Annotated in this window: 17 protein-coding genes and 2 pseudogenes; 18 read left to right on the top strand and 1 reads right to left on the bottom strand. The window is 69.9% G+C overall.

What is annotated here, in order from left to right; translation table 11 throughout:
• Positions 1-104 precede the first annotated feature (104 nt).
• From ABZZ20_RS10880 to ABZZ20_RS10860, 5 genes are all read left to right on the top strand, one after another.
• A complete protein-coding gene (locus ABZZ20_RS10880) occupies positions 105-2,726 on the top strand; it encodes a valine--tRNA ligase (RefSeq protein ID WP_356868986.1) in 2,622 nt (873 codons plus the stop codon).
• A gap of 281 nt (positions 2,727-3,007) precedes the next feature.
• Positions 3,008-4,306 (top strand): glycosyl hydrolase, encoded by a 1,299-nt coding sequence (locus ABZZ20_RS10875; RefSeq protein WP_356868984.1) that lies wholly within the window; start codon positions 3,008-3,010, stop codon positions 4,304-4,306.
• Between the two features lie 8 nt (positions 4,307-4,314).
• On the top strand, positions 4,315-5,085 hold the full coding sequence (locus ABZZ20_RS10870; protein ID WP_356868982.1) for a hypothetical protein: 771 nt from the start codon (positions 4,315-4,317) through the stop codon (positions 5,083-5,085).
• Between the two features lie 27 nt (positions 5,086-5,112).
• Entirely contained in the window at positions 5,113-6,561 is a 1,449-nt protein-coding gene (locus tag ABZZ20_RS10865; RefSeq protein WP_356868980.1) for a glycosyltransferase family 2 protein, read from the top strand.
• The gene (locus tag ABZZ20_RS10860; protein ID WP_356868978.1) at positions 6,558-7,871 is read left to right on the top strand and encodes a hypothetical protein; all 1,314 of its coding nucleotides are present in this window, start codon (positions 6,558-6,560) and stop codon (positions 7,869-7,871) included. Before ABZZ20_RS10865 ends, ABZZ20_RS10860 begins: the two co-directional genes overlap by 4 nt.
• A 125-nt stretch (positions 7,872-7,996) precedes the next feature.
• Here the strand turns inward: ABZZ20_RS10860 and ABZZ20_RS10855 are convergent.
• Positions 7,997-8,128: pseudogene (locus ABZZ20_RS10855) on the bottom strand (rod shape-determining protein); the annotation flags it as partial.
• Between the two features lie 95 nt (positions 8,129-8,223).
• Between ABZZ20_RS10855 and ABZZ20_RS10850 the strand changes: the two are divergent.
• The 13 genes and pseudogenes from ABZZ20_RS10850 to ABZZ20_RS10790 all read left to right on the top strand — a co-directional run.
• Positions 8,224-9,753: a folylpolyglutamate synthase/dihydrofolate synthase family protein gene (locus ABZZ20_RS10850; protein ID WP_356868976.1), complete on the top strand. Its 1,530-nt coding sequence runs from the start codon at positions 8,224-8,226 to the stop codon at positions 9,751-9,753.
• A gap of 3 nt (positions 9,754-9,756) precedes the next feature.
• Positions 9,757-10,125, top strand: coding sequence for a DUF4233 domain-containing protein (locus ABZZ20_RS10845; protein ID WP_356868974.1), 369 nt, complete (start codon positions 9,757-9,759; stop codon positions 10,123-10,125).
• Between the two features lie 101 nt (positions 10,126-10,226).
• A complete protein-coding gene (ndk, locus tag ABZZ20_RS10840; RefSeq protein ID WP_356868973.1) occupies positions 10,227-10,640 on the top strand; it encodes a nucleoside-diphosphate kinase in 414 nt (137 codons plus the stop codon).
• Between the two features lie 293 nt (positions 10,641-10,933).
• Complete coding sequence (locus ABZZ20_RS10835) at positions 10,934-11,953, top strand: rod shape-determining protein (RefSeq protein WP_008738981.1); 1,020 nt, start codon at positions 10,934-10,936, stop codon at positions 11,951-11,953.
• Between the two features lie 172 nt (positions 11,954-12,125).
• On the top strand, positions 12,126-13,070 hold the full coding sequence (gene mreC, locus ABZZ20_RS10830; protein ID WP_356868971.1) for a rod shape-determining protein MreC: 945 nt from the start codon (positions 12,126-12,128) through the stop codon (positions 13,068-13,070).
• Between the two features lie 12 nt (positions 13,071-13,082).
• Positions 13,083-13,787 (top strand): rod shape-determining protein MreD, encoded by a 705-nt coding sequence (gene mreD / locus ABZZ20_RS10825; protein WP_356868969.1) that lies wholly within the window; start codon positions 13,083-13,085, stop codon positions 13,785-13,787.
• Positions 13,788-13,800: 13 nt separating this feature from the next.
• A complete protein-coding gene (mrdA, locus tag ABZZ20_RS10820) occupies positions 13,801-15,981 on the top strand; it encodes a penicillin-binding protein 2 (RefSeq protein WP_356868967.1) in 2,181 nt (726 codons plus the stop codon).
• Positions 15,982-15,994: 13 nt separating this feature from the next.
• Positions 15,995-17,194 carry a rod shape-determining protein RodA gene (rodA, locus tag ABZZ20_RS10815; protein ID WP_356868965.1) on the top strand — a complete coding sequence of 400 codons (1,200 nt, stop codon included), beginning with the start codon at positions 15,995-15,997 and terminating at the stop codon, positions 17,192-17,194.
• A 139-nt stretch (positions 17,195-17,333) separates the two neighbouring features.
• Positions 17,334-18,857, top strand: coding sequence for a CYTH and CHAD domain-containing protein (locus ABZZ20_RS10810; protein WP_356868963.1), 1,524 nt, complete (start codon positions 17,334-17,336; stop codon positions 18,855-18,857).
• An 80-nt stretch (positions 18,858-18,937) separates the two neighbouring features.
• On the top strand, positions 18,938-20,863 hold the full coding sequence (locus ABZZ20_RS10805) for a TIGR03960 family B12-binding radical SAM protein (RefSeq protein WP_356868961.1): 1,926 nt from the start codon (positions 18,938-18,940) through the stop codon (positions 20,861-20,863).
• Positions 20,864-20,948: 85 nt separating this feature from the next.
• On the top strand, positions 20,949-21,863 hold the full coding sequence (locus tag ABZZ20_RS10800; protein ID WP_356868959.1) for a hypothetical protein: 915 nt from the start codon (positions 20,949-20,951) through the stop codon (positions 21,861-21,863).
• A gap of 127 nt (positions 21,864-21,990) precedes the next feature.
• Positions 21,991-22,770, top strand: coding sequence for a TIGR03936 family radical SAM-associated protein (locus ABZZ20_RS10795; RefSeq protein WP_356869148.1), 780 nt, complete (start codon positions 21,991-21,993; stop codon positions 22,768-22,770).
• Between the two features lie 234 nt (positions 22,771-23,004).
• Positions 23,005-23,476, top strand: a pseudogene (locus ABZZ20_RS10790) (ribonuclease E/G); the annotation flags it as partial.

Here is a 23,476-nt window from a genome sequence, read left to right as displayed (position 1 = left end):
TTATACGTTCCTCACATCCTGACGGAAGCCGAAGCGGCACAGGGCGCCGGGCCCCCTGATATCCGGTTTCATGACTGGACTGTTACGGCCCTAAACTGTGCCCCGTGACCGAGAACACGCAGACACCCAGCAGCCCCACCTCCGAACTGCCGACCCAGTACGCGCCGGCCGAGGTAGAGGGGAAGCTCTACGAGCGCTGGGTAGAGCGTGGGTACTTCACGGCCGATCCCGCGAGCGAGAAGCCCGCGTACACCATCGTCATCCCGCCGCCGAACGTCACCGGCTCCCTGCACCTGGGGCACGCCTTCCAGCACACGCTCATGGACGCCCTGACCCGCCGCAAGCGGATGCAGGGGTACGAGTCGCTCTGGCTGCCCGGCATGGACCACGCCGGCATCGCCACCCAGAACAAGGTCGAGCAGCAGCTCGCCGAGGAGGGCAAGTCCCGCCACGACCTGGGCCGCGAGGAGTTCGTCGAGCGCGTCTGGCAGTGGAAGGAAGAGTACGGCGGCAAGATCCTCGGCCAGATGCGCCGCCTCGGTGACGGCGTCGACTGGTCCCGCGAGCGGTTCACCATGGACGAGGGCCTGTCCAAGGCCGTCCAGACGATCTTCAAGAAGCTCTACGACGACGAGCTGATCTACCGTGCCGAGCGCATCATCAACTGGTGCCCCCGCTGCCTGACGGCCATCTCCGACATCGAGGTGGAGTACCAGGAGGACGCGGGCGAGCTCGTGTCGATCAAGTACGGCGAGGGGGAGGACACCCTCGTCGTCGCCACCACGCGCGCCGAGACGATGCTGGGTGACACGGCCATCGCCGTCCACCCGGACGACGAGCGCTACAAGCACCTGGTCGGCAAGCTCATCAAGCTGCCACTCACCGATCGTTCGATCCCGGTCGTCGCCGACACGCACGTCGACCCGGAGTTCGGCACCGGCTGCGTCAAGGTGACTCCGGCGCACGACCCGAACGACTTCGCGATCGGTCAGCGCCACGACCTGCCCTCCATGACGATCATGGACGAGCACGGCATCATCACCGTCCACGGCCCCTTCCTCGGCCTGGACCGCTTCGAGGCGCGTTCGGCCGTCGTCGGCGCGCTGCGCCAGCAGGGCCGGATCGTGGCCGAGAAGCGTCCTTACCTGCACTCCGTCGGGCACTGCTCCCGCTGCAGCACCACCGTCGAGCCGCGCCTGTCGCTGCAGTGGTGGGTCAAGGTCGAGACGCTGGCCAAGGCCGCCGGTGACGCCGTCCGCGACGGCCGGGTCTCGATCCACCCCGAGGAGATGTCGAAGCGCTACTTCGACTGGGTCGACAACCTCAACGACTGGTGCATCTCGCGCCAGCTGTGGTGGGGCCACCGGATCCCGGTTTGGTACGGCCCGAACGGCGAGGTCGTCTGCGTCGGACCCAACGACGAGGCCCCCACCGGCGAGGGCTGGCACCAGGACACCGACGTCCTCGACACCTGGTTCTCCTCCGGCCTGTGGCCGTTCTCCACCCTCGGCTGGCCGGAGCAGACCCCGGACCTGGAGAAGTTCTATCCGACCGACGTCCTGGTCACCGGCCACGACATCATCTTCTTCTGGGTCGCCCGGATGATGATGTTCGGCCTGTACGCCATGGACGGCGAGCCGCCCTTCAAGACGATCGCGCTGACCGGCCTGGTCCGCGACGAGCGCGGCAAGAAGATGTCGAAGTCCTTCGGCAACGTCGTCGACCCGCTGGACTGGATGGACAAGTACGGTTCCGACGCCGTCCGCTTCACCCTGGCCAAGGGCGCCAACCCCGGCACCGACGTCCCGATCGGCGAGGACTGGGTCCAGGCCTCCAGCAAGTTCGCGAACAAGATCTGGAACGCCACGCGCTTCGCGCTGATGAACGGCGCCACCATCGAGGGTGACCTGCCGCCGGTCGATCAGTTGTCCGCGACCGACCGCTGGATCCTGTCCCGCCTGAACAAGACGGTCGCGCAGGTCGACGCGTACTACGACGACTTCCAGTTCTCCAAGCTCAGCGAGGCGCTCTACCACTTCGCTTGGGACGAGGTCTTCGACTGGTACGTCGAGCTGTCGAAGACGACCTTCTTCGCGGGCGGCGAGCCGGCCAAGGCTTCTGCCCGGGTCCTCGGCGAGGTCCTCGACGTCATGCTGCGCCTGCTGCACCCGGTGGTCCCGTTCGTCACGGAGACCCTGTGGACCACGCTGACGGGCGGTGAGTCCCTCGTGATCGCCGACTGGCCGAAGGACAGCGGCTTCCGCGACTCGGCTGCCGAGGCCGAGATCGAGGGCGTCCAGACCCTCGTCCGGGAGGTCCGCCGGTTCCGCAAGGAGCAGGGCCTCGACGACAAGCAGAAGGTCCCGGCCCGCCTGGACCTGTCCGCCACGGCGCTCGCCGCGCACGAGGCCGCCATCCGCCAGGTGCTGCGCCTCCAGCCGGAGGGCGACGCCTTCAGCGCCACCGCGACGCTCCCGGTCGCCGGCGCCACCGTCGCGCTCGACCTGTCGGGCACCATCGACGTGGCCGCCGAGCGGGGGCGCCTCACGAAGGACCTGGGCGCCGCGGAGAAGGAGAAGCAGCAGGCCGTGGCGAAGCTCGGGAACGAGGCCTTCCTGGCCAAGGCGCCCGACAACGTCGTGGACAAGATCAAGGGTCGGCTGGCCAAGGCCGAGGCGGACATCGTCCGGATCCAGGCCCAGCTGGACGCGCTGCCCGCCGCGTAAAACGAACACGCAACACGCAACACGCAACAAATGGTGAACCGTCGGCCCCCGAGCACATTGTTCGGGGGCCGACGCGTAGGGTGACAGCGGCCCAGGGGTTCCGCGCAACCGGCAGGGGCTGCAGTCGACCGGCTGTCGACCGAGGGGGGCTCGGAGTGTTGGGTCGTGGGGAGTTAGACCCGGGGGCGTTGGGTCCCGGGGCGATGGGCCGCGAGCTGAAGCGGCGCAACCTCCTCTTAGGTGCAGCCGCCACCGTGGCAACGGGCGGAGCCCTCGCCACCGTGGCAGCTTTCAGCACCTCGCGCACCCCCGCCGCAGGCCTCCAGAAGGACCTGCTGTCGCGGGACCCCAAGGCCTCCAAGGCGGCCCGGTCCGTGTACCGATTACTGGCCGGGCTGGAGGCGGACGCCCGGGCCGGCCGGCGCCGCGGCACCCTGATGGGCCAGCACGCCGAGGTGCACAACGAGCGGTACAACCCGGAGTACGGCGACCACAGCGGTCCCAAGCCGCCCGGCTACTACTACCGCAAGCCCCGGGACATCACCGGGAAGCTGCCGGCCTTCCTCGAACTGGACCTGGGTCCCGGCTACCAGCAGGAGGGCTGGGGCGTGGGCGAGGCGCGGGACTACTCGCGTGCCGCATGGCCCGCCCGCCGCGAGTTCTGGACCTACACGAACGACGTCGTGGACCTCGCCCTGGGCGTCTGGCACGGACTGCCCCGCACAGCAGACGGTTCGTACAACCCGACCGGCACCGAGCTCCTCTGGAACGGCACCAAGACCGTCCTGCCGGCCAACGGGGGAGCGCCCGCGGGCCTGGTCGGGATGTCGTTCCACCAGCCGTGGCCGGGCAGTCCGGTCAAGAGCTACGACCAGACGCTGCGCCGCAACGCGCCCGTTGCGAAGGACCCGGGATGGATCGACCGGGTGCTCACCCCCGGTTCCCCTGAGCATGCGGCGCTCCTGCTCGACCTGTCGTTCCTCGCGGACCACCTCGGCTATCTGGCCGCGTACGACGTTCCCGTACTGCTGCGCCCGTACCACGAGATGAACTCGCTCGGTGGAGAGCAGAGCTTCTGGTGGGCGGGACTGGAGCCCCGGAAGTACACGGCCCTTTGGGAGCTGCTCTACCACTACCTGGTGGGCTCCCGCGGGCTGCACAACCTGATCTTCGTGTGGGCTCCCACGTCCTGGGACGGTGTCCATGGCAGCGATCCGTGGGACTTCTACCCGGGCGGCGAGTACGTGGACGTGGTCGGGGTCGACGACTACAGCGGAACGCCGGACCGTCCCTTCGACGCGGGTGCCTGGACGTCGACGTGGCACCGGGGCCTGGAGGACTACGGCAAGCCCCGGATCCTCGCGGAGTCCTTCCACGTGCCGCTGGGCGCGGCGCAGCGCACGACGCTCGACCGGGCCCCCTGGGTGCTGTGGACGGTGTGGGGCGACGGACTCACGGCGAAGAACTCCCACGCCGATGTGCAGCAGACGTACGACGACCCCAAGACGATCACCGGCGGCCGGGAATCGGGCCCGGTGGGAGTGCAATGGCTCGCCTTGCACGACGGAACATTCGAATAGGAGTGAAGTTGAGCGCGTCAACGCCACGCGCCCACCGTGTGGCCGCCTTCGTGGCCATGGGCTGGGCAGGCATCCTGCTCCTCTGGGCCCTGTACAACTGCTTCTGGCAGGTCGGCGTCGTCGACTTCCTCCAGGGCATCGTCTACTACGGCACGGGCGACGGCTCCGGGACCGCAGAGACGTTCAACCTCAACTGGGGTGTCGTCTACGTGGCGGGCGCGCTGCTGGTCCTGCGCGGGAACACCCTCGGCCGGGGCGTCATCATCGGCGGCGCGGCCATCGAGGGCTACAACCGGGTGCGCAGCCTGACGGGCGCGTTGTTCGACGAGAAACAGGCCGACTACTTCGGCTCGACCGTCCAGGGCGGGCTGAAGCTGGCGACCTTCGCCTTCGGGGTCCTCGTGACCGGCACTCTCATCGTGCTGCTGCTGCGGGACTTCGCCGTGTACGAACCGTGGCAGCCCCCGGTGAACCCCTGGACCCAGCAGGCGCACGAGGCCCGGCAGGCCCAGCACGCGGCAGCGCAGCAGCCGGCGCAGCAGCAGTTGCCGCAGCCGCCTCAAGCGCCCCAGCCGGCACATGGGTTCGGGCCGCCACCGTCCTACCCGGCGCAGCCCGGGCCCCAGTTCCCGCAGACGGGCTACGCACAGCCGCAGCCGCAGCCGCAGCTGTCCCAGCCTCAGCAACCCCAGCCGCCCCAACCCGGTTACGGGCCCGGCCCCTACGGCGGTCAGCCCCCTTGGCCTCAGCAGCCTCCGCAGTCGCCGCAGCAGCAGTAGTAGTAGGAACTCCGAAGGACCCTTTCCATGACCCTCGCTCCCTTAACCGAGGTCGCGGCCACGTCCCGGCGCGACGCGAAACTGGTTCAGCGCCATGCCGACTGGAAGCCCGGAGTATCGGCCTTCCTGCTGCCCTTCCTGATCCTCGCCGGCTTCGGTCTGTGGGCGTTCGAGCCGAATCCGACCCCGCTGGGCTGGACGCTGTCGGTGGTCTGGTCGCTGCCCGGCATCGGCGTCATGGTCGGCCTCCAGGGCGCCCTGCTGATCCGTCGTCGACTGCGCAAAGCGCACGAGATGGTCCCGCCGGCACCGGTGGAGGAGGACTTCCTCATCGTGCTCGTGCCGACCATCGGCCGCCACGACACGTACCCGGCGCTGGAGCGCTCGGTCCTCAGCTACGTGGACCACCTCCCCCCGTACTTCCCGCACCTGCGGGTCGACATCCTCACGGAGGAGGGCTGTGAGGCGGCCGAGCGCATCGACGGCCTGGCCGCGATGCACCCCCTTATCCGCGTGGTCGCGGTGCCCAGGGCGTACGAGACGGCGAACGGGACGCGTTTCAAGGCCCGCGCCAACCACTACGCGCACGAGCTCCGGATCGACGAGGGCGAGGCCCTCGACGACGTCTGGGTGCTGCACATGGACGACGACACCGGTGTCGGCCCCGACACCGCTGCGTCCATCGCACAGTTCGTCAACCGCCAGCGGCGGGCCGGCGACGAAGGCAAGCACATGGCGCAGGGAATCCTCGCCTACCCGCGGGAGAACGCCGTGAACCGCTTCACCTGGCTGGCCGACGCGGTCCGGCCCGCCGACGACATAGCCCGGTTCCGCGCCCTCACCGGTCTTGGCACCCCGGTCGCCGGCGTGCACGGGGAACTGCTCCTGCTCCGCGCCTCCATCGAGGCGACCATCGGCTGGGACTTCGGCCCGAAGGCCATCGTCGAGGACGCGCAGCTGGCGCTGACGTTCTGCCGCACGTATCCGGGGCGCAGCGACTGGTTCAACGGCCGTTGCTACGGTGCCTCGCCAGCCACCACCAGGGACTTCGTCAAGCAGCGCGAGCGCTGGGCCTGGGGGCTGGTCGCCCTCTGCTTCAACCGGACGGTGCCGCTGCGGTACCGCTGGTTCCTGATGCTCTGCGTGCTCAGCTGGGTCCTCGGCCCGCTCCAGCACGTCGCGACCGTGCTCCTCGTGGCCTGGTTCATCGGCGACTTCAACACCTCGCCCGTGACCCAGTCCGTCGTGATCATGTGGGCGCTCAACTTCGCGTACGTCATCTGGACGTACTGGGAGGGGCTGCGCCTGAACGCCCTGGTCTCGGCCAACGGCAGGCGGCGCTGGTGGGAGCCGCTCGCCGTGCTCGCCCTGATCCCGCTGTTCTCCGTGCTGGAAGGACTCGGCGGCCTGCGCGGGTTGATCAAGTTCATCAAGCGCGAAGAGAACAAGTTCGTCGTCATCGCCAAGCCCGCATGAGAAACCGAGAGCCCCTCGTGAAGAACGAGAACACGCACGAGAACACGCACGACGAGAAGAACGAGAAGACCAGGCGGTCCAAGGTCCCCCTGCTCGCGATCCTGCCGGTGACCGTGACCTCGCTGGTCATCGGCCTGCCGTTCGTGGTCGGCGACCACCCCTTGCGCTGGAGGCCCGGCTCCCTCAAGCCGGTCCTGGTCCTACGCGAATCCACCCCCGCCCCCGCCAAGGGCCGCGGCGACGCCACCGTCCTCGCCGACGGGGGCGGCGGCGCGACCAACGAGGGGAAACCCGCCCGGGCCGTCCCGAAGGTTGACAGGCCCTGGAAGGCCGGCATGCCCGAGTGGGGCGTCCAGCTCTTCTGGGAGGACAAGAGGGAGCACAGCGACGCGTACGTCGAGAAGCAGGCGCGCGAGCAGGCCGCCTACCTCGTCGGGCTGAAGGCCAATTCGGTCGCCGTCTCCTTCCCCTTCTACACGGAGGGCCGCACCTCGACGAAGCTCACGGCCGGCCGGAACACCCCGTCGCCCGAGCACCTCGACACCGTCCTGCGCGTCTTCCACGAGGCGGGACTGCGCACCACCGTGCGCCCGACCCTGGACGAAGCGGCGCTCGTCCCGCCGGAGGGCTGGCGCGGCAACATCAAGCCGGTCGACAAGGACGCCTGGTTCGCCTCGTACGAGGCCCTGCTCGGCCCGTACCTCGATGCGGCCCAGCGGCAGCAGGCGGCGACGTTCGTGATCGGCACAGAGCTGAACTCGATGGAGGGCCACCCGGGCTGGAAGGCCCTGATCGCCGCGGCCGAGAAGCGGTTCAAGGGTGAGGTGTCCTACGACGCCAACTGGGACAACTACGTGGGCGGCCACATCGCCGTGCCCGTCAAACGGCTCGGTGTCGACGCGTACTTCCCCGTCAAAGTCGCCGACGACGCCCCCGTCGAGCAGCTCGTCGACGGGTGGAACAGCTGGCTCGACAAGAAGACCAAGGGTGCGCTGCCGCGGATCGTGCTCGCCGAGGCGGGCATCAGCGCCATGGACGGTGCCTACCAGGCCCCCGGCGACTTCTACACCAAGCGCAGGCTGAACCCCACGGTGCAGGCCAACTGGTACAAGGCGGTCTGCCAGGTCGTCCGGGAACGGAAGATGGTGGGCGTCTACTGGTGGTCGGTCTACTTCGACTCCGACCCCACGGTCGCCCCCAAGGCGGAGGAGTCCCGGTTCAACTTCGCGGGCCGCCCGGACACCGAGCGGGAGATCAGGTCCTGCTTCGGCTCCGACTACGCCGGCCCGGGCACCGACCCCGCGCCCTGACCGGGCGGGCAGGGCGCGGGGTCTGCTTTGAGGTGTTGTTCCGAATTGAGTGGTTCGTCGGCGACGAAGACCGGGATGCCGGGATGTCCGTCGCGGAGGCCATCCGCCGGTCCAGGCCCGGCAGTGTCGATCAGGTGGACGGACGGGGCGCCGGCCCGCATCGACGCGTGGACGATGGCCCGCCGCTCGTCCGGGGTAACCCCGGACGGCACGCAGATCACCATTCGGGTGCGGAGCCGCCGCCCGGGCCCGGCCTTAAGGCTTGCATAACGATCTGATCGCCCCGGCCGCCGAAGGACCCCGAAAGGGCCGGGGCGAAAGTCCTCGGGCCCTCCGTCCGTAGACTGGCCCCGTGAGTGAGCAGCAGCCCGAGAGCCACGGACCCGACGACCGCGACGAGACCGTCGAGGTCTTCGACAGGATCGTGGCCGAAGAGTCCGACCGCGACCCCGACCTGGCGGTGATCGAGGCCGGCAGTCGTACCCTGCGCGCCCAGGCCGGACCGCCCCAGGGCGACCCGGTGCCCGCACCCCCCCTCGACCCGGAGGTGGCGAAGGCGCTGCAGGAGGTGGAGCAGGAGCTCTCCACCCGCTGGGGCGAGACCAAGCTGGAACCGTCCGTCTCGCGCATCGCCGCGCTGATGGACGTCCTGGGCGAGCCGCAGCGCGCCTACCCCTCCATCCATGTCACCGGCACGAACGGCAAGACCAGCACCGCCCGGATGATCGAGGCCCTGCTGAACGCCTTCGAACTGCGTACGGGCCGCTACACCAGCCCGCACGTGCAGTCGGTCACCGAGCGGATCAGCCTGGACGGGGCGCCGATCAGTGCCGAGCGGTTCATCGAGACGTACCACGACATCAAGCCGTACGTGGAGATGGTCGACGCCGCCGAGGAGTTCCGGCTGTCCTTCTTCGAGGTGCTCACCGGCATGGCCTACGCGGCCTTCGCGGATGCCCCGGTCGACGCGGCGGTAGTCGAGGTCGGTATGGGCGGCACCTGGGACGCGACCAACGTGATCGACGGTGTGGTCGCGGTGGTCACCCCGATCAGCCTGGACCACACGGACCGCCTCGGCGCCACGCCCGCTGAGATCGCCCAGGAGAAGGGCGGCATCATCAAGCAGGACGCCACCGTGATCCTGGCGCAGCAGCCGGTGGACGCGGCGCAGGTACTGCTGAAGAAGGCCGTCGAGGTCGATGCGACGGTGGCCCGCGAGGGCATGGAGTTCGGCGTCGTCTCGCGCGAGGTGGCGGTCGGCGGGCAGATGCTGACGCTGCGCGGCGTGGGCGGCGAGTACGAGGGCATCTTCCTGCCGCTGTACGGGGCCCACATGGCGCACAACGCGGCGGTGGCGCTGGCGGCGGTCGAGGCCTTCTTCGGGGTCGGCGCGCAGCAGTCGCGGGAGCTGGACCTGGAGACCGTCCGCCGGGCGTTCGCCTCGGTGACCTCGCCGGGCCGGATGGAGGTCGTGCGGCGTAGCCCGACGGTGGTCCTGGACGCGGCGCACAATCCGGCGGGCGCGCAGGTCACGGCGGAGGCGGTGACGGAGGCCTTCGGCTTCAGCCGGCTGATCGGGGTCGTGGCCGCCAGCGACGGCAAGGACGTGCGCGGGGTCTTCGAGGCCTTCGAGCCGATCTTCGCGGAGGTCGTGGTCACCGAGAACTCCAGCCACCGGGCGATGTCGGCGGACGAGCTGGCGGCCATCGCGGTCGAGGTCTTCGGGCCGGACCGGGTTCAGGTCGAGCCGCGGTTGGACGACGCCCTGGAGGCGGCGATCACCCTCGCGGAGGAAGAGGCCGAGTACGGAGGGGCCGGTGTCCTGGTGACCGGTTCCGTGATCACGGTGGGCGAGGCCCGCCTGCTGCTGAAGAGGAGCTGACGGATGCGCACGCTGTGTGCTTCGACGCTGATCGGCGAGTTCTTCGTGATCGGTTTCGCGGGGCTGGTCGCCATGAAGAACCCCGACCTGACCCAGGCCTCGGTCTGGACGGTATGCGGGATCGCCATGCTGCTGTCGGTGCTGCTGTGCGGGATGCTGTCGCGTCCGGGCGCGGTCCAGATCGGCTGGGCCCTGCAGATCGGTCTGATCCTGAGCGGGTTCGTCGTCCCGATGATGTTCTTCCTGGGTGCGGTGTTCGCGGGCCTGTGGTGGTGCTCGGTGCACTACGGCAGCAAGATCGACGCGATCAAGGCCCGCTGGGCCGCCCAGAACGAAGTCCAGAGCGAAGCCCACAGCGAAGCCCAGGCCTGAGTCAGCGGGCCCCCTGCGCAGGGCCCGGGCCCCGCGCAGGGGGCCCGCTGACTCCCTGTAGCCTCGTTGGACCGCACTCGTATGCCGCAAGGAGCCGCACCATGACCCAGCGCACGCTCGTCCTCCTCAAGCCCGACGCAGTCCGTCGCGGCCTGATCGGCGAGATCATCGGCCGTATCGAGCGGAAGGCCGGCTGGACCATTCCCGCGCTGGAGCTGCGCACCCTGGACCGCGCCACCCTGGAGACGCACTACGCCGAGCACGTCGGGCGGCCCTTCTACGAGCCGCTCATGGGCTTCATGGCCAGCGGCCCGGTCGTGGCCCTGGTGGTGGAAGGGGAACGCGTGATCGAGGGTGTCCGCCAGCTGGCCGGACCCACTGACCCGATCGCCGCGGCGCCTGGCTCCATCCGGGGGGATTTCGGCACCGTCACCCGGGAGAACCTGATCCACGCCTCGGACTCCGAGGAGTCCGCCGAGCGGGAGCTGAAGCTGTTCTTCCCCACCCTGGGTTAAGTCCTTCCTGACGTAACATCAGCCGAATAGCGCTCATGACCTGGGGCGACCGAAGTAATTTCGGTCGCCCTTCGGTATTGCCGGGCACTTGCGGGAACGCATGTGCAGGACACGTCGTCACCACTAAGGGGGCGGGTTTCCGATCCGGCGGGATTGCCGGAGTCCCGTCGCGCGATGTCCGTACGTACGGCACTACGATGGGGCCTCCACCCACACACCCACCTCGCCGACCTGACAGCAGCCGCTATCAACTGGAAGGCCAGACGCTCCTCATGGGGAACAAGGGGAACAACATGTCGTTCATCGGCCGTGACATGGCGATCGACCTCGGGACCGCCAACACGCTGGTGTACGTGAGGGGCCGGGGGATCGTCCTGAACGAGCCGTCCGTGGTCGCCATCAACACGAACACCGGCGGCATTCTGGCGGTCGGCTCCGAGGCGAAGAAGATGATCGGGCGCACGCCCGGCAACATCGTCGCCGTACGGCCCCTCAAGGACGGCGTGATCGCCGACTTCGAGATCACCGAGCGCATGCTCCGGTACTTCATCCTCAAGATCCACAAGCGCCGCTACCTGGCCCGCCCGCGCGTCGTGGTCTGCGTGCCCTCCGGCATCACCGGAGTGGAGCGCCGCGCCGTCATCGAGGCGTCCACCCAGGCCGGCGCCCGCCAGGTGCACATCATCGAGGAGCCCATGGCCGCGGCCATCGGCTCGGGCCTGCCCGTCCACGAGGCCACCGGCAACATGGTCGTGGACATCGGCGGCGGCACCACCGAGGTCGCGGTCATCTCCCTCGGCGGAATCGTCACGGCACAGTCCATCCGGGTGGCCGGCGACGAGCTCGACAACGCGATCATCCAGCACATCAAGAAGGAGTACAGCCTCCTCCTCGGTGAGCGGACCGCCGAGCAGATCAAGATCACCATCGGGTCGGCGTACGACCTCGACAAGGACGAGCACACCGAGATCCGCGGCCGTGACCTCGTCTCGGGCCTGCCCAAGACGGTGGTCATCTCCGCCGCCGAGGTCCGCAAGGCCATCGAGGAGCCGGTCAACGCGATCGTCGACGCGGTCAAGACCACCCTCGACAAGTGCCCGCCGGAGCTCTCCGGCGACATCATGGACCGCGGCATCGTCCTGACCGGCGGCGGAGCCCTGCTGCGCGGCCTCGACGAGCGGCTGCGCCGCGAGACGGGCATGCCGATCCACATCGCCGAGGATCCGCTCGACTCCGTCGCGCTCGGCTCCGGCAAGTGCGTGGAGGAGTTCGAGGCACTCCAGCAGGTCCTGGACGCCCAGCCCCGGCGCTGATGCAGACCCCCCGTCAGGGGACCATGCGGAACACAAGGATCCGCCGTACGGGTGCTGCCGCGCCCGTGCGGCGGATCGTTGATATACAGGCAAAGAACCCCGGTGCACCACCGGCTCCCCCGGAGCCGACTGCGCCGGCACAGATATCACGAGGAAGGCACGGCCGCCGCACGTGAGGGATACACGAGAAAGCCGGCTGCTCCTGGTGCTCATGATCGCCATCGCGTTCGCATTGATCACGGTGGACATCAGGGCGGGCGAGGAGTCTCCGGTCGACGGCGCCCGGCAGGCCGCCGCAGCGGTCTTCGGCCCGGTCGAGGAGGGCGTCGCGACCGCGGTCGACCCGGTCGCGAACGCGATAGGGGCCGTACGGGACTCCGGCGAACGACACAACCGCATCGCCGTGCTGGAGCGCGAGAACGCCGCCCTGAAGGCCAAGCTGGGCAGCGACGACCAGACCCGCAGCCGGATCCGCGAGCTCGACGAGATGCTCAAGCGGGCCGGCGCCGGACAGTACGGCATCAAGGGCGCCGAGGTCATCGCCATAGGAGCGGCCCAGGGCTTCTCCTGGACCGTGACCATCGACGCCGGCAGCAAGGACGGCATCGAGCGCGACATGACCGTCCTCAACGGGGACGGACTCGTCGGCCGCGTGGCCACCGTCGGCCCCGACACCGCCACCGTCGTCCTCGCCAACGACCCCGACTTCACCGTCGGAACCCGGCTGGAGAAGACCGGCGAGCTCGGCTTCGCCACCGGGCAGGGCGACCGCGCCCTGTCCGTCCAGATGCTCAACGGCAAGGCCAAGGTCAACCCCGGAGACCGGCTCGTCACCTTCGGCTCCCGCGGCAACAAGCCCTTCGTACCCGGCGTCCCCATCGGCGAGGTGGTCAAGGTCGATTCCTCCCGCGGCGACCTGACCCGCACCATCTGGGTCCGCCCGTTCGTGGGCTTCTCGCGCCTGGACATCGTCGGCGTCGTGGTCATGCCGCCGCGCGAGGACCCGCGCGACGCCGTCCTGCCCCCCAAGCCCGAGGTGAAGCCGACCCCGACGGTCACCGTCACGGTCACCCCCTCGCCGTCCGCCAGTGTGCCCGGCAAGCCGGCCGACGAGTAGGAGCTGACCGTCATGCGCTTCAACCGGATCCTCCTCTCGGCCACGCTCATCGTGGTCGCCCTCGTCGTCCAGGTCGCCGTCCTGGGCCGGCTGCAACTGCCCGGTGCCGTACCCGACCTGGTCCTGCTGACCGTCGTCGCCCTCGCACTCGTGTACGGGCACCTCAGCGGGGCGCTCATCGGCTTCGCCGCCGGACTCCTCGCCGACCTGGCCCCGCCCGCCGACCACGCCGCCGGGCGGTACGCGCTCGTGCTCTGCGCCATCGGGTACGCCGCCGGCCTGGCCCGTCCCGACTCCGGGCGGTTCCGATCCGCCTGGGGGCCCATGTCGACCGTCGTCGCCGCCGCGGTCGGCTCCACCCTGCTCTACGCCGGAGTGGGCGCCCTCGTCGGCGACACCGCTGCCCGTCACGTCGGCCTCGTCGGGCTGCTGTTCACCGCGACCCTCTACGACCTGCTGCTCGCGCCCTTCACCGTGCCGTTCATCATGGCGCTCGCCCGGCGCGCCGAGAACGACCCGATGGCCGTCGAGGCGAACGGCGGGCCGGCCAAGGCGGCCGACGTCTCCGCCGGCTGGCTCTCCGGCGGCATGGGCCTGCGGATCGGCAGCCAGCGCGGCGGCCTGCGGCTCAAGACCGCCCGCAGCCGCGCCAACAAGGCCGTCCGGATAAAGGGCGTCAAGGGGATCAAGAGCGTGAAGAGCGTCAAGAAGCTGTGAGGGGGGAGCGCCCGTGACCAACATCCCCGAGACCGGCCGCACCTCCCGGGTGCAGATCCGGCTCGTCATGATTCAGGTGCTCGTCTTCTCGATGTTCCTCACCCTCGGCGGGCGGCTTTGGTACCTCCAGATCCGCAACGGCGCGGAGTACTACCACGAGGCGAAGAGCAACCACGTCCAGCGGGTCGTCCAGCCCGCCGTCCGCGGCTCGATCCTCGACGCCCGCGGCGTTCCGCTCGCCGACAACGAGACCCGTCTGGTCGTCTCCGCCAGCCGCACGGCGCTGATGAAGATGAAGGACAAGGGCAAGGACGTCATGACCCGCCTCGCCGACGTCCTGGACATGACCCCCAAGGAGGTCATGGAGAAGGTCCGGCTCTGCGACTCCCGGACCCCCAAGCCCTGCTGGAACGGCTCCCCGTACCAGCCGATTCCGATCACCCTGGAAGCCAGCACGCAGCAGGCGCTGCAGCTGCGCGAACGCCCCGAAGAGTTCCCCGGCATCACCGCGGAGCCCACCGCGGTCCGCCGCTACCCGGCACCCGGCGGGGCCCGGACCGCGCAGGTGCTCGGCTACCTGTCGCCGGTCACCGACGAGGAGATCCAGAAGGCCAAGGACACCGACTCGCCGCATCTGCGTTCCGATCAGGTCGGCCGCTCCGGGCTCGAACGCACATTTGACAAGCAGCTGCGCGGCAAGGCGGAAGTCACCTCGTACGAGGTCGACAACCTCGGCCGGGTCATGGGTCAGACCAAGTCCGACCCGGGCGTGGCCGGGTCCACCCTCGTCACCAGCATCGACGCCCGGGTCCAGGCCGTCGCCGAGTACGAGCTCCAACAGGCGATGAAGACCGTCCGTCACGAGGTCGACAACATCACCAACCGCAAGTACGAGGCCGACTCGGGCGCCGTCGTCGTCATGGAGACCAAGACCGGCCGCGTCGTCGCGATGGCCTCCCAGCCCGACTACGACCCCAACGCCTGGGTCGGCGGCATCTCCGGCAAGGACTACGCCAACCTCACCAGCAAGAACTCCAACTACCCGCTGCTCAACCGGGCCATCCAGGGCCAGGCCCCCGCAGGCTCCATCTTCAAGGTGGTGTCGGCGAGCGCGGCCGTCCGGGCCGGCTACGCCTTCGACGACAAGTACAACTGCAGCGCTTCCTACAGCATGGGCAACCGGAGCTTCGCGAACTTCGAGTCCAAGGGGCACGGCCCCATCACCCTCGGCGAGGCCCTCAAGTTCTCCTGCAACACCGTCTTCTACGCACTCGGGCACAAGGAGTGGCAGCGCGACGGCGGCCTCAAGCCCAAGAAGGACGCCCACGACTGGTTCTACCGGACCGCCCGCGATTTCGGACTCGGCGCCGCAACCGGGATCGACCTGCCGAACGAGGTCAGCGGCCGCATCCCCGACCGCCAATGGAAGAAGAGCTTCTGGGCGGCCAACAAGGACTCCTGGTGCAAGCACGGCAAGAAGGGGGGCACCTACGTCGAGCAGATCGCCTACGAGAGCTGCCTCGAAGGCAACCAGCTGAAGGCGTTCGACAGCATCAACTTCGCCATCGGGCAGGGCGACGTACTCGTCACCCCCATCCAGATGGCCACCGCCTACTCCGCCATCAGCAACGGGGGCACCCTGTTCGACCCCACGGTCGGCAAGGCCGTGATCAGCCCCGACGGCGAGCACGTCGACGTGATCAAGCCCAGGTCCCACGGCAGGCTGCCGATCGACGCCGGGACCATCGCCAACCTCGACAAGGGCCTGCGCATGGTCGTCGAGCCCGGCGGCACCGCAGCCTGGCGGTTCGGCGGCTGGCCCCAGGACAAGATCCCGATGCGGGCCAAGACAGGCACCGCCCAGGTCTACGGCAAGCAGACCACGTCGTGGCTGGCGACCTACACCGACGACTTCACGATCGTCATGACCATCTCCCAGGGCGGCACCGGCTCCGGGGCCTCCGGCCCCGCCGTCCGCAACATCTTCAACGCCATCTACGGCCTCGACATGGAAGGCAACCAGGACCTGAAGAAGGCCCTGCTGCTGGGGCCCGAGGCGAAACTGCCCAGGATCCGCCCCGACGGCTCCATCGACTCCCCCGAGATCCGGCCGTACGTGCCGCTGTCCCCGGAGGAGTCGGCGCCGCCCGCACTCGCCGGGCCGCCCGCCCCGCGCTCTTTGCGGCACGGCTGAGGACCGAAAAGACATGCAGACCGCCAACAAGTTCTCCGTCTCCCGGTACGCGCCCGAGCGCGGGGCGATGGCCAAGCTCACCGCCCGCGACTCGGTCGTGCGCCGCCTCGACTGGCCGATACTGCTTTCGGCGCTCGCCCTGTCCCTCATCGGCGCCCTGCTGGTGTGGTCGGCGACCCGCAACAGGACCCAGCTCAACCAGGGCGACCCGTACTACTTCCTGATCCGACACGCCCTGAACATCGGCATCGGACTGGTGCTCATGATCGGCACCATCTGGCTGGGCCACCGCACCCTGCGCGGCGCCGTGCCGATCCTGTACGGGCTCTCGCTGGTGCTCATCCTCGCGGTGCTCACCCCGCTCGGCGCCACCATCAACGGCGCACACGCGTGGATCGTGCTCGGCGGCGGCTTCTCGCTCCAGCCCTCCGAATTCGTGAAGATCACGATCATCCTGGTCATGGCGATGCTGCTGGCCACCCGGGTGGACGCGGGCGACCTCGCCCACCCCGACCACCGCACTGTGGTCAAGGCGCTGTGCCTGGCCGCCGCCCCGATGGGCATCGTCATGCTGATGCCCGACCTCGGCTCCGTCATGGTCATGGTCATCATCGTGCTCGGTGTGCTGCTCGCCTCCGGCGCCTCCAACCGCTGGGTGCTGGGGCTGCTCGGCTCGGGCGCGGCCGGCGCCATCCTGATCTGGCAGCTCGGCGTGCTCGACGAGTACCAGATCAACCGTTTCGCGGCCTTCGCCAACCCCGAGCTCGACCCCGCCGGCGTCGGCTACAACACCAACCAGGCGCGGATCGCGATCGGCTCCGGCGGGCTGACCGGCTCCGGGCTCTTCAAGGGCTCGCAGACCACCGGACAGTTCGTACCTGAGCAGCAGACCGACTTCGTCTTCACGGTGGCGGGGGAGGAGCTGGGCTTCGTCGGAGCCGGCCTGATCCTCGTACTGCTCGGCATCGTGCTGTGGCGGGCCTGCATGATCGCCCGCGAGACCACCGAGCTGTACGGGACGATCGTCTGCGCCGGGATCATCGCCTGGTTCGCCTTCCAAGCGTTCGAGAACATCGGGATGACCCTCGGGATCATGCCGGTCGCGGGGCTCCCGCTGCCGTTCGTCTCCTACGGAGGCTCCTCGATGTTCGCCGTGTGGGTGGCGGTCGGCCTATTGCAGTCGATCAGGGTGCAACGGCCGATGTCGGCTTAGGCCCGGCCCAGGCCCGTCGTCACGGTGGGACCGGGCGAGACCTTGACGACAGGGCCTGGCAAGGGCCGGTCCTCGGCCAGTTCCGCAGTTGGACGGCGTTCACCCTGCCGTCGTGTTCCGTCAAGGCTAAGTTCGATCCATGGCGGACACGAAGCGCGAGATCGAGCGCAAATTCGAGTTCACGACGGACAAGGCCGCACGGCGCGGGGTTCCGGACCTGACCGGCACGGCCGCGATCGCGGCCGTCGCCGACCGGGGGACCATCGACCTCGACGCCGTCTACTACGACACCCGCGATCATCGGCTTGCCGCCGATGGCCTGACCCTCAGACGCCGCACCGGTGGAGCCGACGCAGGCTGGCACCTCAAACTGCCCGTCTCCCCGGACGTCCGCGACGAGGTCACCGCGCCCCTCAGCGACACCGTCCCGCGCGCCCTCGCCGCGCTCGTCCGCTCCCGCGTCCGCGACACCCCCCTCGAACCCCGGGTCCGGCTCCTCTCCTCGCGCCGGGTCAGCCACCTCCTCGACGCCGACGGAGCCCTGCTCGCGGAACTGTCCACCGACGCCGTCCGCGCCGAGCGCGACGAGGCCAGCGCCGCCTGGACCGAGGTCGAAGTGGAACTCGCCGACGGGGTCGACCCCACCCTGCTCGACGCCGTGGAGAAGAAGTTCCGCAAGGCCGCACTCCGCGTCTCCGACGCCCCCTCCAAGCTCGCCCGGGCCCTCGCCGAAACCGGCACCGCACCTGCGGCCCGACCCGAGCCCACCCCCGCCGAAGACACCGCGGGCGCGCACGTCCTCGCGTACCTGCGCGAACAGCGCGACACCCTGATCGCCCAGGACCCCGCCGTCCGCCGCGACCTGCCCGACTCCGTCCACCAGATGCGGGTCGCCTGCCGCCGGATGCGCAGCGCCTTCAAGACCTACCGCAAGGTCCTCGACCGCACCGCCACCGACCCCCTCGGGGAAGAGCTGCGCTGGCTGGCCGCCGAGCTCGGCGTCGACCGCGACCAAGAAGTCCTCCTCGAACGCATCCAGACCCACGTCTCGGAGCTTTCCCCCACCCTCCTGCTCGGCCCCGTCCGCGGTCGCCTGCGGGTGTGGAACAACGCCCGCCGCTCCGGATCGCGCCGGCAGGCACTCGCCGCACTGGACGGCAAGCGCTACCTGGAACTGCTCGACGCCCTCGACGCCGTGCTGGCCGACCCGCCGCTGCTCCCCGGCGCGGACAAACCCGCCGCGACAGCCCTGCCCAAAGCGGTGCTCCACGACTACAAACGGCTCGCCACCAGGGTCACGGCCGCCCTGGACCTGGAACCCGGCCGCGAGCGCGACGTGGCCCTGCACAACGCCCGCAAGGCCGCCAAACGCGCCCGCTACGCTGCGGAAGCCGCCGTACCCGCACTCGGTAAACCGGCGCGGAAGATGGCCAAGGCCATGAAATCGGTCCAGAACCTGCTCGGCGACCACCAGGACAGCGTCGTCGCCCGCGAGGCCCTGCGCGCCCTCGCCGTCCAGGCGGCCGCGGCGGGGGAGTCCGCCTTCACCTGGGGCGTGCTCTACGCCCACGAGGAGGCGTTGGCCGAGCGGCAAGAACGGGAGCTTGCGGACGTATGGGCGGCAGCCTCCGACCCGGCGCTGCGGGCGAGCCTGCGCGGATAGACGGTGATCTCGGCGGCAGGGGGCCGGTGCGCCTCGGGTTACGCTTGAGAGTCGCCCCCTGCCCGCTTCACGAAAGTCGCGTGATGTCCGAGTCGGTCTTCCCACAGCTCGAAGCGCTGCTCCCGCATGTGCAGAAGCCCATCCAGTACGTCGGTGGTGAACTCAACTCCACCGTCAAGCCCTGGGATTCGTGTGACGTCCGCTGGGCGCTCATGTACCCGGACGCGTACGAGGTCGGGCTGCCCAACCAGGGCGTCATGATCCTGTACGAAGTGCTGAACGAGCGCGAGGGGGTGCTCGCGGAGCGCACGTACAGCGTGTGGCCCGACCTCGAAGAGCTGATGCGCGAGCACAAGGTGCCGCAGTTCACCGTGGACAGTCACCGCCCGGTGGGCGCCTTCGACGTGTTCGGCCTGTCCTTCTCCACGGAGCTGGGCTACACGAACATGCTGACGGCCCTGGACCTGGCGGGCATCCCGCTGGAGGCCCGCAACCGTACGGTCGACCACCCCATCGTCCTCGCGGGCGGCCACGCGGCCTTCAACCCCGAGCCGATCGCGGAATTCATCGACTGCGCGGTCATCGGCGACGGCGAGCAGGCCGTCCTCGACATGACCGAGATCATCCGCACGTGGAAGGCCGAGGGCCGTCCGGGCGGGCGCGAAGAGGTCCTCTTCCGCCTCGCCAAGACCGGCCAGGTCTACGTGCCGGGCTTCTACGACGTCGACTACCTGCCGGACGGCCGCATCGCCCGCGTCGCCCCGAACAAGTCGGGCGTCCCCTACCGGGTGTCCAAGCACACGGTCATGGACCTCGACGAGTGGCCGTACCCCAAGCAGCCGCTGGTCCCGCTCGCCGAGACCGTCCACGAGCGGATGTCCGTCGAGATCTTCCGCGGTTGCACCCGCGGCTGCCGTTTCTGCCAGGCCGGCATGATCACGCGCCCCGTGCGGGAGCGAAGCATCACCGGCATCGGCGAGATGGTCGAGAAGGGTCTCAAGGCGACGGGCTTCGAGGAGGTCGGCCTCCTCTCGCTGTCCTCCGCGGACCACTCCGAGATCGCCGACATCGCCAAGGGCCTCGCCGACCGCTACACGGACGACAAGGTGGGCCTGTCCCTCCCCTCGACCCGCGTGGACGCGTTCAACGTGGACCTGGCGAACGAGCTGACCCGCAACGGTCGCCGCTCCGGTCTGACCTTCGCCCCCGAGGGCGGCTCCGAGCGCATGCGCAAGGTCATCAACAAGATGGTCTCGGAAGAGGACCTGATCCGCACCGTCGCCACTGCCTACGGCAACGGCTGGCGCCAGGTGAAGCTGTACTTCATGTGCGGCCTGCCGACCGAGACCGACGAGGACGTGCTCCAGATCGGCGACATGGCGGTCAACGTCATCGCCAAGGGCCGCGAGGTCTCCGGTCAGAACGACATCCGCTGCACGGTCTCGATCGGCGGTTTCGTGCCGAAGCCGCACACCCCGTTCCAGTGGGCGCCGCAGCTGTCGGCCGAGGAGACGGACGCGCGCCTGACGAAGCTGCGCGACAAGATCCGCGGAGACAAGAAGTACGGCCGCTCGATCGGCTTCCGCTACCACGACGGCAAGCCGGGCATCGTCGAAGGCCTCCTCTCGCGCGGCGACCGCCGCATCGGCGACGTCATCCGCGCCGTGTACGAGTCGGGCGGTCGCTTCGACGGCTGGCGCGAGCACTTCTCGTACGACCGCTGGATGGAGGCCGCGGAGAAGACGCTGCCGGCGTACGGCGTGGACGTGGCCTGGTACACGACCCGCGAGCGCACCTACGAGGAGGTCCTGCCCTGGGACCACCTCGACTCCGGCCTCGACAAGGACTGGCTCTGGGAGGACTGGCAGGACGCCCTCGACGAGACGGAGGTCGAGGACTGCCGCTGGACCCCGTGCTTCGACTGTGGCGTGTGCCCGCAGATGGACACGCACATCCAGATCGGGCCCACCGGCAAGAAGCTGCTGCCGCTGTCGGTCGTGAAGTGACGACCGGCTGACACGCCCACGCCTTCGGAAGGCCCCCCACCGGGAACGCGGGAACGGCGGGGGGCCTTCCCGTGTCCTTAGCGGCATGGACATCGACAAGCGGAACTGCGGTGACAGCGGCGAAGGGTGCCTGGTGGGCGCCGTCCGGATACCTGTCAAGATCGTGGCGCTGTTGGTCGTACTGCCCGTACGGGTGGTTTGGGATCTGCTCGTCGGCTGCGGACGGGCCGTGCGGCGGCACGTGCTGGGGCCCTTGTCCGTGTACGTCCTCCAGCCCGTGCTGGGCGCGCTCGGCTGGGTACTGACGGTCCTGTTCGGACTACTGTTCGTCTGGCCGTGGGTCGGATTGTGGCGGTACGTACTGGCTCCGGTCGGGCGCGCTACGTACGCCTGGCTGCTCGCCCCGCTCGGGCGGTTCCTGTACGCATACCTGCTGCGCCCGCTCGGCGAGGTGCTCGCCCGGCTCGGGCGGGGCCTGCTGTGGCTGGCCGGAGCCGTCCACCGGTACGTGCTCACCCCGGTCGGGCACGCGCTGGCGTGGACCGGCGCGATGGTCCACCGCCATCTGCTGCGGCCCCTCGGGCTGGCGGTCCGGTGGGTCGCGTGCGGGGTCCACCGGTACCTGCTCGCACCCCTGTGGCAGGTCGTCGTATGGGCCTGGCACGTCGCCGGGCGGAGCGTACGGGCCCTGTGGCGGGCGGTCCGGTGGGTCGGTTGGGTGCTGCTGGGTTGGCCGGCGTCGCAGGTGTACCGGTACGTACTGACCCCGGTCGGGCATGTCCTACGTGATGTGTGGCGCACGGTCCGCGTCACGGTGCGCGATGTCCGGGCCGAGCTGCGGCGCGCGCTGTTCGGCGGGGACGCCTCCGATCGGAGCGGAGGGAGGCCGCCCCGGGAACCGGCGAGGTCACGGGCGCGTACTCTGGGTAGTACGACAGCCGCAGGCAACGCGCCCGCCACGCCGATCTCGGCGAGCCCCCGGCACCAACGGCAGGGGTGAGCCGGCGGGCACGGCGTGGCCGGCAGGCTCACCAGACCTCAGGGCGACGCGCGAGCCGCGGAGCCCCGCACAAGGAGAAAAACCACTGGGCAAGCGACAGCCCGAAGGCCCGCCCCCCGCACCGGTGGTGCAGCGCATCCGATTGCGCTACACCAAGCGCGGGCGCCTCCGGTTCACCAGCCACCGAGACTTCCAGCGCGCGTTCGAGCGCGCCCTGCGCCGCGCCGAGGTGCCCATGGCGTACTCGGCCGGTTTCACCCCGCACCCGCGGGTCTCGTACGCGAACGCCGCGCCCACCGGCACCGGCAGCGAGGCCGAGTACCTCGAGATCGCCCTCGCCGAGCCCCGCGACCCCGATACGCTCCGTGCACTGCTCGACGAGTCGATGCCGGTCGGGCTCGACATCATCGACGCCGTCGAAGCCCGTACCTCCGGGCTCGCCGACCGGTTGACCGCCTCCGTGTGGGAACTGCGGCTGGACGGCGTGGACGACGCCGAGGCCGAGCGGGCGGTGGAGACCTTCCTCGCCGCCGAGGCGGTGGAGGTGCAGCGCCGCACCAAGAACGGCATGCGCACCTTCGACACCCGGGCAGCTGTAGTGAGCCTCGAGGCGGTTCCCGCCCCGGTTGATAGGACGTCGGACAGTGCCTGTGCGATACTGCGGCTGGTTGTTCGGCATCTGACACCTGCCGTGCGACCCGACGACGTCCTGTCCGGTCTCCGAGCTGTGGCCGACCTGGCGCCGCCGGTCCCCGCAGCGGTGACCAGGCTGGCGCAGGGGCTCTTCGACGAGGAGTCCGGCACGGTGACCGACCCGCTCGCGCCCGACCGCGAGGCTGACACGGCCGCCCCACCCACGGCCGCCGTAGCCGCCGACGCGAAGGCGCCGGAAGGTCCCGCCGCGTAGGGATCGTCGTCGTCGCGCAGCCCTGGCACTCGGGAGCCACCTGGGTCGGGCCGCGCACTGACCTGAAGACTTCCGCCAGGCCGTACGGACAAGACGTACGGAACCGGCGGCCATGGACTACAGCTCCCGTGTGGCGAACGCGCCCCGGAGGCCGGGTCCGCGCTGATCGCGCGGAACCGTGCCGGACCGGAAGTCAGCCGCGGCGCCCGGGAGCGTGACGGGAGAACCGCCCGCATGCTCAACAACGAAACCAACAACACCACCGGTGGCGCCGACAACGGCAGCCCGAGCGACAACCTGCCTCCGCGCAGGCGTCGCCGTGCCGCGTCGCGGCCCGCGGGACCGCCCGGCGCGCCGGCCGCCGCGATGACCGAAGCCGCTCCGGCCGACGAGGCCGCCCCGGCTCGCACGCGTCGCCGCGCCACCCGCGCCGTGACGGCCCCCGAGGCCCCCGCAGCCGAGATCACCGTCGAGGCACCCGCCCCCGCTGCCGTTCCGGTTGCGGAGGAGGCTGCTGCTCCGGCGCCGCGTGCTCGTCGTCGTGCGACGCGTGCCGTGGCTGCTCCGGAGGCTCCGGTCGCTGAGGCCGTCGTCGAGGCACCCGCTGCTGCTGCCGTTCCGGTTGCGGAGGAGGCTGCTGCTCCGGCGCCGCGTGCTCGTCGTCGTGCGACGCGTGCCGTGGCTGCTCCGGAGGCTCCGGTCGCTG

The sequence above is a fragment of the Streptomyces sp. NPDC006430 genome (genome assembly GCF_040612395.1).
In the GTDB taxonomy this organism is placed as follows: Bacteria; Actinomycetota; Actinomycetes; order Streptomycetales; family Streptomycetaceae; genus Streptomyces.
The sequence above is the reverse complement of the archived record's forward strand: the minus strand, read 5'-3'. Positions and strand labels throughout refer to the sequence as shown.

Coding starts and splice junctions, on each gene's coding strand:
- ndk (WP_356868973.1), top strand. CDS start 10,227: ATGACCCAGCGCACGCTCGTCCTCCTCAAGCCCGACGCAGTCCGTCGC.
- rodA (WP_356868965.1), top strand. CDS start 15,995: ATGCAGACCGCCAACAAGTTCTCCGTCTCCCGGTACGCGCCCGAGCGC.
- ABZZ20_RS10835 (WP_008738981.1), top strand. CDS start 10,934: ATGTCGTTCATCGGCCGTGACATGGCGATCGACCTCGGGACCGCCAAC.
- ABZZ20_RS10860 (WP_356868978.1), top strand. CDS start 6,558: ATGAGAAACCGAGAGCCCCTCGTGAAGAACGAGAACACGCACGAGAAC.
- ABZZ20_RS10800 (WP_356868959.1), top strand. CDS start 20,949: ATGGACATCGACAAGCGGAACTGCGGTGACAGCGGCGAAGGGTGCCTG.
- ABZZ20_RS10865 (WP_356868980.1), top strand. CDS start 5,113: ATGACCCTCGCTCCCTTAACCGAGGTCGCGGCCACGTCCCGGCGCGAC.
- ABZZ20_RS10810 (WP_356868963.1), top strand. CDS start 17,334: ATGGCGGACACGAAGCGCGAGATCGAGCGCAAATTCGAGTTCACGACG.
- ABZZ20_RS10845 (WP_356868974.1), top strand. CDS start 9,757: ATGCGCACGCTGTGTGCTTCGACGCTGATCGGCGAGTTCTTCGTGATC.
- mreD (WP_356868969.1), top strand. CDS start 13,083: ATGCGCTTCAACCGGATCCTCCTCTCGGCCACGCTCATCGTGGTCGCC.